Raw genomic sequence first — 12,229 nt, 5'->3', positions numbered from 1 at the left:
GCGCCGGGTGGTGCCCCGGGAGGGTGCGGTGCGACGCTGTTCGGATGAACATTCCTTTCCTGGACAACTGGCGCAAGAAGCATGATGCGGGGCGTTCCCCTCTGGTCTCGGCCTTCGACCGTGACCCGGAGGGGGCCGCCGAACTGCTCGCCGAGTGCGAGCTGCTGCGCGCCCGTGCCCAGGAGGCCGGGGTGGTCCTCGACGACACGCCCCGCTCCCTCGCGGCGCTCGACCAGCTCCCGCCGCGCTGGCGGGACGACCCCGAGGAGCTGCCCTGGCTCGGCAACGACGCGGGGCTCTATCTGGGCACGGTCATCGTGCGCACGGTCGCCGCAGCCGGCTGGCGGCTCCGCCCCGACGGGCAGCCGGTCGTGCTGCTGCCCTCCGGCCGCGAGGTCAACGTGGTCGAGGCCGGGCTCGACTGGGCCGCCACCGGGACCCCCGAGCTCTCCCAGGTCTACGCGGAATCGGCGGAGTACTGACCGGGCCGCCGGTCCTTCCGCAGTAAATACGGCTTATCGCGCTTCTCCCGCTTTCATGCGTGTCGGCGGTGAAGTCCCTTTCCGAGCTGGATAGTTTGCGCTGACCTCGACACCAGCCGAGAGACACAGGGGCAGGGCAGCGTATGGCCGTCGGCGATGAACCGTTGATCGAACTGCGTGGCGTCAACAAGCACTACGGCAGCCTGCACGTCCTCCAGGACATCGATCTCACCGTCGGCCGCGGCGAAGTGGTCGTCGTCATCGGCCCCTCCGGCTCCGGCAAGTCGACGCTCTGCCGTGCCATGAACCGCCTGGAGGCCGTGGAGTCGGGCGAGATCCTCATCGAGGGACAGCCGCTGCCCGACGAGGGCCGGGCGCTCGCCCGGCTGCGCGCCGAGGTCGGCATGGTCTTCCAGTCCTTCAACCTCTTCGCCCACAAGACCGTCCTCGCCAACGTCTCCCTCGCGCAGATCAAGGTCCGCAGACGCAAGCGGGACGAGGCGGACCGGCGCTCGCGCGAACTCCTCGAACGGGTCGGACTCGCCGCGCACGCCGACAAGTTCCCCGCCCAGCTCTCCGGCGGCCAGCAGCAGCGCGTGGCCATCGCCCGCGCCCTCGCCATGGACCCCAAGGCGCTGCTCTTCGACGAGCCGACCTCCGCCCTCGACCCGGAGATGATCAACGAGGTCCTGGAGGTCATGCAGCAGCTGGCGCAGGAGGGCATGACGATGGTGGTCGTCACCCACGAGATGGGCTTCGCGCGCTCCGCCGCCAACCGCGTGGTCTTCATGGCCGACGGCAGGATCGTCGAGGACCGCGCCCCCGAGGACTTCTTCACCGCCCCGCGCAGCGAGCGCGCCAAGGACTTCCTGTCCAAGATCCTCAAGCACTGACCGGACCGGGAGCCATGCAGCGTACGAAACGAACCCTCGCCGCGCTCGCCCTGCTGCTCGCCGCCGCGCTCGGCGGCACCGCGGGCTGCGGCAAGGAGGGCAGCCCCCCGGTCAAGGGGCCCAAGCCCGGCGAACTCCCCGTCTACCAGGTCCAGTCGGGCTTCACCCTGCCGGACTCGCCGACCTGGAACCGGGCGAGGAAACGCGGCCACCTGGTGGTCGGCGCCAAGGAGGACCAGCCCTACATGGGCGAGAAGGACCCCGCCACCGGCACCTACTCGGGCTTCGACATCGAGATCGCCCGCATGATGTCCGCCTCGCTCGGCTTCGACCCGGCCGGCATCCAGTTCCGCACGATCGCCTCGGCCAACCGCGAGACCGCCCTGCAGAACGGCCAGATCGACTACTACGTCGGCACCTACACCATCAACGACAACCGCAAGAAGCTGGTCGGGTTCGCCGGCCCCTACTACCTGGCCGGCCAGTCGCTCCTCGTGCGCACCGACGAGAACGACATCCATGGGCCGCAGGACCTCGACGGCAAACGGGTCTGCTCGGCCGCCGGATCGACCCCGTACCAGCGCATCCAGAAGGAGTACCCGAAGGCCGAACTCGTCGCGTACGACACCTACTCGGTCTGCGTCGACAACCTGCTCACCTACCAGGTCGACGCGGTCACCACGGACGACACCATCCTCATGGGGTACGCGGCCAAGGTCCCCGACGAGCTCAAGCTAGCCGGGAAGCCGTTCTCGGAGGAGCCCTACGGCATCGGCGTGCCGCACGACGACAACGCGCTGCGCTTCGCCCTCGACGACGCCATCGCGGCCCACGAGAAGAACGGCGATTGGAAGAAGGCCTACGACGTGACCCTCGGCCTGTCCGGCGTGCCCGCCCCGACACCGCCCGCCATCGACCGCTACCCGGCGGGCTGAGGAAGGAGCACCGCCTCCCATGGACGTCCTGACACAGAACTTCTCGCTCTACGGCGAGGGCTTCCTCGGCACCGTCGAACTCACCTTCTACGCCTCGGTCCTGGCCCTCGTCCTCGGCTTCCTGATGGCCTCGTTCCGGGTCGCGCCCGTGGGCTCCTTCCGGGTCTTCGGCACCGTGTGGGTGACCATCCTGCGCAACACCCCGCTCACCCTGCTGTTCTTCGCGGTCATGCTGGGACTGCCCCGGTTCGGACTCGTGCTGCCCTTCAAGCTGTTCGCGATCCTCGCCCTCGGCTGCTACACCTCGGCCTTCATCTGCGAGGTGCTGCGCTCCGGCATCAACACCGTGCCCCTCGGGCAGGGCGAGGCCGCCCGCAGCCTCGGCATGAGCTTCGGGCAGACCCTCGGCACCGTCGTCCTGCCGCAGGCCTTCCGCTCGGTCATCCCGCCGATCGGCTCCACCCTCATCGCCCTCGCCAAGAACTCGGCCATCGCCGGGGCGTTCAGCGTCACCGAACTCCTCGGCACGTACAAGACCCTGAGCGAGCTCGGCTACAACATCATCTGGACCTTCGTCTGGATCGCCGTCGGCTACCTCATCATCACCCTCGCCATCAGCGCGCTCTTCCACGTCCTGGAGAAGCGCTGGGGAGTCGCCCGATGACCACCGCCACCGCAGCCTCCTCCACCGCGCTCTACGACATCCCGGGCCCGCGCACCCGCAGGCGCCACCTGATCTACGGGCTGATCTCGACCGTCGTCCTCCTGGGCCTCGCCGCCTGGATCCTCTATCTCCTCTTCGACACCGGCCAGTTCACCGCCACCAAGTGGGCGCCCTTCACGTACAAGGGGATCCAGGAGCTGCTGCTGCGCGGCCTCGGCAACACCCTGAAGGCCTTCGCGTACGCCTCGGTGCTCTCGCTCGTGCTCGGCGGGGTGCTCGCCACCGGGCGGCTCTCCGAGCACCGGGTCCTCCGCTGGACCTGCACGGTGCTCGTGGAGTTCTTCCGGGCCATGCCGGTGCTGGTGATGATCTTCTTCATCTTCGTGGCCCTCAAAGTCCAGCCGCTGCCCGCGCTCGTGGCCGGCCTCGCCCTGTACAACGGCTCGGTGCTGGCCGAGGTCTTCCGCACCGGCATCCACGCGGTGGCCCGCGGCCAGCGGGAGGCGGCGTACGCGCTCGGCATGCGCAAGACCCAGGTGATGACGTACGTCCTGGTGCCGCAGGCGGTGCGGGCCATGCTGCCCGCCATCATCAGCCAGCTGGTGGTCGCGCTGAAGGACACCTCGCTCGGCTACCTCATCACCTACGAGGAGTTCCTGCACGCCGGCAAGCTGATCGCGTCCAACCTCGACTACGACCTGCCGTTCATCCCGGTCGTGATGGTGATCTCCCCGATCTACATCGGGATGTGCATGCTGCTCTCCTGGTTCGCCACCTGGGTGGCCAGGCGGGAGCGGCGCAGTCCGCGGACCAGGGCCGTGGACGTCGCTCCCGCCGAGCCGGTCACGGTGCTGCCGGGCCGGGAGTAGCCCGCCCCGCACGGGCCCTGCCCGGTCGGCGCCAGCCGGTGATCACTCCGCCCGAAGCGGTACCGACACGTACGAGGGGTCGGCCGCGGGGGAGGAGAAGGTCAGCTGCGCGCCGGTCGGGTTGTGCTCGATGTAGAGCGGGTCGACGGTGTCGACGACCAGCGCGAGCCGGTGTCCGGCGGGCACGTCGTACGCCGTGGAGAACAGGTCCAGGTCGACGGCGAAGGACTTCCCCGGGGTCCGGTCGTGGAAGGTGTACGGGGCGTTGGTCACCAGCTTGCCGACGCCGAGCGGGCCCACGTCGTAGAGGTACGCGACGAAGGTGCCGCTCTCCGCGGTCGGGGTGACCGTGGTGTGCAGCCGTGCCGTGCCGCGCACCCGCTGCCCGGTGGCGTACCGCTCGGACTGCCAGACGCCGGCGAAGGCGCGGGGGAGCAGCGGGATCGACGCGATCGGCGGCGCCTGGAAGAACTGGTCGAGCAGGTTGGAGAGCATGACGATGCCGCCGTTGGCGCCGGAGTCCACGTTGGCCCAGACGTGCTCGGAGTCGGCGAGCGCGAACTTCCGCCGGTTCGCGTGGACCGACTTCCAGTCCGCGTACCCCTCGTAGCCGGCGTCGGAGCGCGGCTTGAGCTGGACGGGCTGCTCGCGGTCGATGCCGTTGTCGGCGCCCTTGAGGTAGTGGTCGAACCAGCGGTGGGCGTTGGTCCAGGTGTCGTTGGGCAGCCCGAGCAGGCCGGTGGCCTCGGCGGTGGCGTGGTCGCCGGGGCGGAACTCCAGCCGCTTGGGGCCGCTGAGCTTCTCGTAGAAGCTCGCGAACTGGTTGGGCGGGAAGATCGTGTCGCCCCAGGCGTTGCCGAGCATGACGGCCGGGCGGTTGGTGTTGAGCGCGTCGAGGTAGGTGACGGCGGAGCGCTCGCGCCCCCAGGCGATCATCTCGTCCTCCTTGTCCAGGTTGGACGAGAGGAAGTCGCCGAGGATCGACCGGAGTTCGGGGCCGGGGCGGCCGGTGAGGTAGCCGGCGCCGCCGAGCAGGGCGGCGGCCTGGAGGTGCTGGGTGCGCCCGCTGTAGATGGAGTCGATGAGGTCGGCCCAGCCGCTGAGCGCGGCGACGGCCTTGATCCGCTTGTCGTGCGCGGCGGCGAGCAGGCTGATGCCGGCGCCGTAGGAGACGCCGGCCATGCCGACCTTGGCGGGGTCCGCGGGGGTGTGGGCGAGCGCCCAGTCGATGACGAGGGAGGCGTCCGCGATGTCCTTGGGGCCCGCGGTCTCGATCTCGCCGCCGGACTGCCAGAAGCCGCGCGAGTTGTAACCGACCACGATGTAGCCGGAGTCGGCCAGCTTCTTGGCCTGGGCGAGGTACTCGACCTGGGGCATGGCCCAGCTGGTGGGGAGCACGATCACCGGGTAGCGGGCCGAGTCGTCGGCTCCGGCAGGGGTGATGACGTTGGCCTTGAGGATGGTCCCGCCGTCCCCGGCGATGTCGACGAAGCGGATGGAGGCGTCGGTTCCGGTGGCCTGGGCGGCGGGTGCGAGCCCGAGGGCCGTCCCGGCGACGAGGGCGGCCGAGACGGCGAAGGCCAGGGCTGTGCGCACGGGTCACTCCTCACTGGTGCACTGACTGGGGGGCAGTGAAAGTGACCCGACGGTAACCTCAGTGGCTTACTCAAGGTAACTGTCCGGTAAGTTACGCGAGGGTAACGATTGTTGAGGCGTCTACCTCACCGCAGCGCGCTCTTGCCCTGCCAGTCGGCCCACGACAGGTTCCACTCGCCGTAGCCGTTGTTCAGCGCCTGCGTCCCCTTGGCGTCGGAGCCGGTGATCTCGAACGGGTCGCCCACCTGCACCTGGTCGTACACGGCCTTCGCGTTCGCGTCGCTCATCCCGATGCAGCCGGAGCTGTGGTTGGCGCGCCCGAAGTAGGCCGCGTTCCACGGGGCCGCGTGCGCGTACATGCCCGACCAGGTCAGCCGCATCGAGTAGTCGACCATCTTGTCGTACGCGTCCCCGAGCCCGACCGTCTCGGAACGCATGTTGATCGTGCCCTCCTTGGCCATCAGGACCGTCCTGCCGCGCCAGGACGCCTTCTCGCCGCCCGGCGTGCCGGCCGACATCGGCAGGTCCGCGACCTGCTGCCCGTCGCGCAGCAGCCGCAGCCGGTGGGAGTCCAGGTCGACCTTCACGACCTGGCTGCGGCCGATGGTGAAGGTGGTCGTGTAGTCGCGCACGAACCAGCCGCCCGTGCCCGAGTCGATCCCGTTCAGATCCGCGTCCAGGGTGACCTTCGTCCCCGACTTCCAGTACTCCTCGGGACGCCAGTCGACCCGGTCCTTGCCCGACCAGTCCTGCATCCACCCCCAGGAGCCGACGGTGCCGTTCGAGGTGGTCACCTTCAACTGCCGCTCCACCTCGGCCTTGTTCTTCACCGGGTGGTCGAAGACGATCGACAGCGGCTGCGCGATGCCGACCGTGGTGTTCTTCCCGGGCGCCAGGGTCAGCTTGTTCACCTTGTCGGCCGCGGCGGTGGTGAACGAGGCCTTCGCGCTGCCGCCGTCGGCGACCCGCGCCTCCACCGCGTACGCGGTCCCCGGCGCCGCCCGCCGCTCCGACGTCCAGCTCGCCCCGTCGGCGGCGACCTTCCCGGCCAGGTTCCCGCCCCGCGAGTCCGTCACGGTGACCTGCTGAAGCCGCTGCCCCTCCGGCGCCCGCACCACGACGGGCGTGCCCGGCGCCGCCCCCGTACCGGTCAGGTTCACCGAGATCCGCACCGGCGGCGCCGCCCCCGCGGCGTCGCCCGCCCCGCCCTTGCCGCCGGATCCACCGGAGCAGGCCCCGAGCGTGAGGGCCAGGGCAGTGGTGGCGAGCAGGGCGGGGACGGGTATGCGGCGCACGGGAACGACCTCCGTTGACGATCTCTTACGGAGGGAGAGAGCCGCTGTGGCCGGGGATGGTTCCGAAAATATGGACTATTCCGGGGATGTCGGATGTGACATGGGCGATACCGGATCGTCCAGCAGCGTCACGGCGTCCGCGAAGTCCCGCCGCGCGTCCCCGTACCGCTTCACGGCGAGGAGGAACATCGCGCGATCGGCGAGCGCCCGCGCCAGGACGGACGGGGAGCCGGGGAGCCGGCGGGCCAGCGCGACCCCCTCGTCGTACGACGGGAGCAGCGCCGCCACGGCCGGGCGGCCCCGGCTCTCCCCGAGCAGCGCCCGCCGGACCGTCAGGCGCCGGTGGACGGAGAGCAGCCCCGGGAGGTCGCCGGACGCGCGCAGGGCGTCGGCCCGCTGTTCGAGGCCGGGAACAGAGGCGAACCAGGCCTCCCGCACGTCGGGCGACCAGCCGTGCACCAGGTAGCGGCCGAAGTCCGGCAACGGGGCGTCGGACGTGGCCGCCGGTTCGTCCTCCCGCCCCGACAGGGTGAACAGGGTCACCCAGCTCGCCTGGATGTTGCTCCAGCTCACCGGCTCGCCGCCCCGGGCGAGCCGGTCGAGCAGGCCGAGCGCGTCCCGCCGGACGCCCGCCGCCTCGGCGTGCCGCCCCGCCGCCAGGAGCATCCCGGCGTAGTGGTGCAGCTCCCACACCAGCGACGCCACCGGTCCGCGATCCGCCGCCGTCCTCCTCCGGCTCTCCTCCACGAGCCGTCCGAACACCTCCAGGGCCCGCTCCGTCCGCCCGGCCGCGTCGAGGACGCCCGCCCACTCGATCAGGGTCCAGTCGGACACCTCGCCCCCGGTGCTCCCGACGTGCCGCTCGTACAGATCGGCCGCCTCCGCGTGCCGCCCCTCCTCGGCCAGCACCGTGGCCAGCCGCCCGAACGCCCCAGCCGCCGCCAGCTCCGCGCACACCGCGCGTCCCTCGTCGCGCCGCCCCGCGGCGAACAACTCCCGTTCGTAGGCGCCCAGTGCGCGACGGCGCAGCTCCGTCCCGTTCGGCGTGCCGGCGTCGAGACGCCGCGCCGCGGACGCCGCTTCCTCGGTCAGCGCCAGGGCGGATGCGGGGTCCTCGACCTGGTAGCTCTGCGTGACCAGCGCGCCGACCAGCTTCGGGAGGTACGCGCGCGGGCTCACCTCGGCCAGCACCCGGTACGCCCCCACCTCCTGCCACAGGCTCAGCCGCCCGGACCCCAGCAGCAGCACCCGTGCGCGCAGCACCGCGTCATGATCGATCTTCCCCGTGGTCCCCGTGGTCCCCGTGGTCCCCGTGGTCCCCGTGGTCCCCGTGTTGCCCTTGCCCCCGATGTTGCCCGTGTCTCCCATGTGCCCCCTGTTCTCCGTCCGATGCACGAGGGAGATTCTGGGAGTCGGCGGGCAGGCCGGACAAGGCTCCCGAACTGTGCGTTCCGTCCTACGAAAAACGCCGCTGACCTGTCATGATGGTGACGTCTTCACCCCTACGGGAGGGCCGTTGAGCGACGCGAGCGACGTACGCGAAGGGCTCGATGCGCCCGACGTGCCCGAGGTGTCCGACGTGCGTGAGGTGCCCGAGGTGCCTGACGTCTTCGACCCGCGGCTCTACGCCGAGGGCATCCCGCACGACCGGTTCCGTGTCCTCCGCGACCACCACCCCGTCGCCCGTCAGGACGAGTACGAGGTGCTCGGCTGGCCCGCGGGCCCCGGGTTCTGGGCCGTGACCCGGCACGCCGACGTCCTGCGCGTCCTGAAGGACCCCGGCACCTGGTCCTCGCACCTCGGCGCCACCCAGATCCGTGACCCCGACCCCGCCGACCTGCCGTTCATCCGGCGCATGATGCTCAATCAGGACCCGCCCCACCACGGGCGGTTGAGACGCCTGGTCAGCCGCGCCTTCACCCCCGGCCGGATCGAGCGCTTCGCCGACACCGCGCGGCTGCGGGCCCGCCGGCTGCTGCGCGACGCGCGGGAGGCGGGGGCTGAGACCGATCTCGTACGGGCCGTCACGGACGACTACGCGCTGCTCAACCTCACCGACATCCTCGGCGTGCCACCGGACGACCGCACCCTGCTGCACACCTGGACCGAACGGGTCATCGCCTACCAGGACCCCGACGAGCCGCCCGTCCTGGACGCCGGCGGACGCCCGGTCAACCCCCGCTCGCCGGCCATGCTCGCCGAGATGTTCGGCTACGCGCAGGAACTCGCCGCGCACAAGCGCGCCCACCCCGCCGACGACGTCATGACCGTGCTCGCCCACTCCGAACTCCAGGACGCCGAACTGGAGATGTTCTTCTTCCTGCTCACCGTCGCGGGCAACGACACCGTCCGCAGCGCCGCCCCCGGCGGAGTCCTCGCGCTCGCCGGACACCCCGACGAACGGCGCCGCCTCTGGGACGGCGAGCGGGACGTCGACACGGCCGTCGGCGAACTCCTGCGCGTCCACCCGCCCGTGCTGCACATCCGGCGTACCGCCGCCCGCGACACCGAACTCGCCGGGGTGCCGATCCGTGCCGGGGACAAGGTCGTCGTCTTCCACGCCTCCGCCAACTTCGACGAACGCGTCTTCGCCGACCCCCACCGCCTCGACCTCACCCGTACGCCGAATCAGCAGCTCGCCTTCGGCGACGGCCCGCACGTGTGCCTCGGCGCCCACTTCGCCCGGCTCCAACTCCGCCTGTTGCACGAGGAGATCCGGGACGCCTGCGCGGACCTGGAGACCGCGGGACCGCCACGGCGCCTGGTCTCCCACTTCATCAACGGCATCAAGTCGCTGCCGGTGCGGCTGGAGTGGCGGGGCTAGGCGTCAGCGCCCGCCGGGTCACGTCGGCCACCAGCTCGACGACATCGGGGCCGTACGCCTGCGAGTTGACCACCTTCAGGAGCAGGACGAAGGAGCCGCCCCGGTGGGAGCGGGCGAGCCGTTCGTGGTGCCGGGCCAGATAGCGGGTGGCCGCCTGGTTGGTGATCGCCCGCTGGCCGCAGAAGAGGAAGACCGGGCGCCCGCCCTCGCCCGCCGTGACCCGCGCGAGCAGGACGTACTCGGAGACGCCCGGCTCCATGAGGTAGCGGTCCTCGCCGATCCGTATCGCCCCCCGCTCCGCCACCGGCTCCCGCTCCACGCTCATCGTCAGACCCGGCAGCAGGGATGCGAGGTGCGCGGCCATCCGCCGGTTCGAGCCCGGGCCGCCGACGCAGAACTCCGTGCGGTCGCCGAAGCCGAGCTGGGCCAGGTCGTGCTGGACGATCTGCGCGTGCGCCCCGCAGTCCTTGATCAGCGCGGCGAGTTCGAGCAGCGCCGAGACGTCGAAGCGGTGCACGGCGCCGTCGTTGCCCGCCTCCCGGTTGACGACGAGCAGGCACTCCGAGTGGTGGGGGAGGCCGAAGAAGGCCTGCTTCCGGCGGAGCCGCCGCCGCCAGAGGTGGGTGCGGGTCAGCCAGCCGAGGGAGCCGCTGACCCCGGTGGCGAGCACGCCCAGCACGATGTTGCGCAGGTCTTCGTTCATGGGCGCGCATGCTAGCGGGGGACCGGGCGGTTGTTCGAGGGGCGTCCGCGTGACAGTCCTGTTGCGGCCCGGACGCGCTCCTGACGGGAAGCACGGGCAGAAGTTACGCTGCGCGGACGGGCGTTGACTGGAGGTACGGATGCAGTCTCGAATGCGGCGATCCACCGCACGGAACCTGGCGGTCCTCACCGTCGCCGCGACGGTCCTCTCGGTGGGTGCCGCCGCCCCGCCGACGGCGGCGGCACCGCCGCCACCCGCCAAGGTGCCCGTCGCCAGCGGCTGGGGCGGGGCCGTGTCCAGCGTCGACGCGGACGCGTCGGCCGCCGGCATCGAGGTGCTCCGCAAGGGCGGCAACGCGGTGGACGCCGCCGTCGCCGTCGCAGCGGCGCTCGGCGTCACCGAGCCCTACTCGGCCGGCATCGGCGGAGGCGGCTACTTTGTCTACTACGACGCCAGGACCCGTACGGTCCACACCGTCGACGGACGCGAGACCGCGCCCCGCTCCGCCGACGCCGGACTCTTCGTGGAGAACGGCAAGCCCATCCCCTTCGAGGAGGGCCAGACCAGCGGCCGTGGCGTCGGCACCCCCGGCACCCCCGCCACCTGGGACACCGTGCTCGACGAGTGGGGCAGCAAGCCGCTGGGCCGGCTCCTCGAACCGGCCCAGCGGCTCGCCCGCGACGGCTTCACCGTGGACGCGACCTTCCGCGCGCAGACCGCCGCGAACGAGGCCCGCTTCCGCGACTTCCCCGCCACCTCCGAACTCTTCCTGCCCGGCGGGCAGCTGCCCGTCGTCGGCGCGACGTTCAAGAACCCCGACCTGGCGCGCACGTACGCCAAGCTGGGCCGCGAGGGCGTCGGCGCGCTCTACCGGGGCCCGCTCGCCCGCGACATCGTGAACACCGTCCAGCATCCGCCGGTCCGCCCCGACGCCACCCGCGTGGTGCGCTCCGGCGACCTGACGGAACGGGACCTCGCCGCGTACGGGACGATCCTGCGCAAGCCCACGAAGGTGTCCTACCGCGGCCTCGACGTGTACTCCATGGCCCCTTCCTCCTCCGGCGGCACCACCGTCGGCGAGGCGCTCAACATCCTGGAGGGCACCGACCTCTCCCGTGCCTCGCAGGCCCGCTACCTGCACCGCTTCATCGAGGCCAGCCGGATCGCCTTCGCCGACCGGGGCCGCTGGGTCGGCGACCCGGCCTTCGAGGACGTCCCGGCCCGCGCGCTGCTCTCCCAGCGGTTCGCCGACTCCCGGGCCTGCCTGATCCGCGACGACGCCGCCCTGACCAGCCCGCTCGCACCCGGCGACCCGCGCCACCCGGCGGCCTGCGCGAGCGGCGGGACGGCCGCGCCGACGCCGTACGAGGGCGAGAACACCACCCACCTGACGGTCGCCGACAAGTGGGGCAACGTCGTCGCCTACACCCTCACCATCGAGTCGACGGGCGGCAGCGGCATCACCGTCCCGGGCCGCGGCTTCCTGCTCAACAACGAGCTGACCGACTTCTCCTTCGCCCCGGCCAACCCGGCCGTCCACGACCCCAACCTGCCGGGCCCCGGCAAGCGCCCGCGGTCCTCCATCTCGCCGACGATCGTGCTCGACAAGACCGGCCGGCCGGTGCTCGCCCTCGGCTCGCCGGGCGGCGCGACCATCATCACCACCGTCCTCCAGACCCTCACCGGGGTCGTGGACCGGGGCCTGCCGCTGGTCGACGCCATCGCCGCACCCCGGGCCAGCCAGCGCAACCAGGCCACCACGGAACTCGAACCCGGCCTGTGGAACAGCCCGCTGCGCACGCAACTCGAAGCGATCGGCCACGGCTTCCGCCAGAACCCGGAGATCGGCGCCGCGACCGGCGTCCAGCGCCTCCCGGACGGCCGCTGGCTCGCCGCGGCGGAGCCCGCCCGCAGGGGCGGCGGCTCGGCGATGGTGGTCCGGCCGGCGCCCTGAAGGCTCACGGCGGG

The 12,229-nt window shown here is 71.6% G+C and carries 11 protein-coding genes; 7 read left to right on the top strand and 4 right to left on the bottom strand.

What is annotated here, in order from left to right; all coding sequences use genetic code 11:
• Positions 1 to 44: 44 nt before the first annotated feature.
• The 5 genes from ACZ3ZE_RS10475 to ACZ3ZE_RS10455 all read left to right on the top strand — a co-directional run bounded on the left by ACZ3ZE_RS10475 (position 45) and on the right by ACZ3ZE_RS10455 (position 3,843).
• Positions 45 to 482, top strand: coding sequence for a DUF6278 family protein (locus ACZ3ZE_RS10475; protein WP_361174810.1), 438 nt, complete (start codon positions 45 to 47; stop codon positions 480 to 482).
• 143 nt (positions 483 to 625) lie between these two features.
• Positions 626 to 1,375 carry an amino acid ABC transporter ATP-binding protein gene (locus ACZ3ZE_RS10470; protein ID WP_361174807.1) on the top strand — a complete coding sequence of 250 codons (750 nt, stop codon included), beginning with the start codon at positions 626 to 628 and terminating at the stop codon, positions 1,373 to 1,375.
• 14 nt (positions 1,376 to 1,389) lie between these two features.
• Positions 1,390 to 2,310, top strand: a complete 921-nt coding sequence (locus tag ACZ3ZE_RS10465) for a glutamate ABC transporter substrate-binding protein (RefSeq protein WP_363290866.1) — start codon at positions 1,390 to 1,392, stop codon at positions 2,308 to 2,310.
• Between the two features lie 19 nt (positions 2,311 to 2,329).
• Positions 2,330 to 2,974: an amino acid ABC transporter permease gene (locus ACZ3ZE_RS10460; RefSeq protein ID WP_361174801.1), complete on the top strand. Its 645-nt coding sequence runs from the start codon at positions 2,330 to 2,332 to the stop codon at positions 2,972 to 2,974.
• Entirely contained in the window at positions 2,971 to 3,843 is an 873-nt protein-coding gene (locus tag ACZ3ZE_RS10455) for an amino acid ABC transporter permease (protein WP_361174798.1), read from the top strand. Before ACZ3ZE_RS10460 ends, ACZ3ZE_RS10455 begins: the two co-directional genes overlap by 4 nt.
• Before the next feature lie 42 nt (positions 3,844 to 3,885).
• On the opposite strand, the gene ACZ3ZE_RS10450 is transcribed toward ACZ3ZE_RS10455, so the two are convergent.
• From ACZ3ZE_RS10450 to ACZ3ZE_RS10440, 3 genes are all read right to left on the bottom strand, one after another.
• Complete coding sequence (locus ACZ3ZE_RS10450) at positions 3,886 to 5,439, bottom strand: alpha/beta fold hydrolase (RefSeq protein ID WP_361622832.1); 1,554 nt, start codon at positions 5,437 to 5,439, stop codon at positions 3,886 to 3,888.
• 125 nt (positions 5,440 to 5,564) lie between these two features.
• Positions 5,565 to 6,734: a L,D-transpeptidase gene (locus ACZ3ZE_RS10445; RefSeq protein ID WP_442305165.1), complete on the bottom strand. Its 1,170-nt coding sequence runs from the start codon at positions 6,732 to 6,734 to the stop codon at positions 5,565 to 5,567.
• Positions 6,735 to 6,809: 75 nt separating this feature from the next.
• Positions 6,810 to 7,997, bottom strand: a complete 1,188-nt coding sequence (locus ACZ3ZE_RS10440; protein ID WP_467258384.1) for a hypothetical protein — start codon at positions 7,995 to 7,997, stop codon at positions 6,810 to 6,812.
• 316 nt (positions 7,998 to 8,313) lie between these two features.
• Between ACZ3ZE_RS10440 and ACZ3ZE_RS10435 the strand changes: the two genes are divergently transcribed.
• Positions 8,314 to 9,558 (top strand): cytochrome P450, encoded by a 1,245-nt coding sequence (locus tag ACZ3ZE_RS10435; RefSeq protein ID WP_467258580.1) that lies wholly within the window; start codon positions 8,314 to 8,316, stop codon positions 9,556 to 9,558.
• On the opposite strand, the gene ACZ3ZE_RS10430 is transcribed toward ACZ3ZE_RS10435, so the two are convergent.
• Positions 9,521 to 10,261 (bottom strand): hypothetical protein, encoded by a 741-nt coding sequence (locus ACZ3ZE_RS10430; protein ID WP_467258382.1) that lies wholly within the window; start codon positions 10,259 to 10,261, stop codon positions 9,521 to 9,523. The genes ACZ3ZE_RS10435 and ACZ3ZE_RS10430 overlap by 38 nt on opposite strands.
• Before the next feature lie 151 nt (positions 10,262 to 10,412).
• On the opposite strand from ACZ3ZE_RS10430, the gene ggt reads away from it, so the two are divergent.
• A complete protein-coding gene (gene ggt / locus ACZ3ZE_RS10425) occupies positions 10,413 to 12,215 on the top strand; it encodes a gamma-glutamyltransferase (RefSeq protein ID WP_467258379.1) in 1,803 nt (600 codons plus the stop codon).
• Positions 12,216 to 12,229: the final 14 nt, after the last annotated feature.

It is taken from the genome of Streptomyces sp. NPDC023157 (assembly GCF_055560575.1).
This window is presented reverse-complemented; position numbering and strand designations above follow the sequence as displayed.

Coding starts and splice junctions, on each gene's coding strand:
- ACZ3ZE_RS10460 (WP_361174801.1), top strand. CDS start 2,330: ATGGACGTCCTGACACAGAACTTCTCGCTCTACGGCGAGGGCTTCCTC.
- ACZ3ZE_RS10470 (WP_361174807.1), top strand. CDS start 626: ATGGCCGTCGGCGATGAACCGTTGATCGAACTGCGTGGCGTCAACAAG.
- ACZ3ZE_RS10475 (WP_361174810.1), top strand. CDS start 45: ATGAACATTCCTTTCCTGGACAACTGGCGCAAGAAGCATGATGCGGGG.
- ACZ3ZE_RS10430 (WP_467258382.1), bottom strand. CDS start 10,261: ATGAACGAAGACCTGCGCAACATCGTGCTGGGCGTGCTCGCCACCGGG.
- ggt (WP_467258379.1), top strand. CDS start 10,413: ATGCGGCGATCCACCGCACGGAACCTGGCGGTCCTCACCGTCGCCGCG.
- ACZ3ZE_RS10465 (WP_363290866.1), top strand. CDS start 1,390: ATGCAGCGTACGAAACGAACCCTCGCCGCGCTCGCCCTGCTGCTCGCC.
- ACZ3ZE_RS10455 (WP_361174798.1), top strand. CDS start 2,971: ATGACCACCGCCACCGCAGCCTCCTCCACCGCGCTCTACGACATCCCG.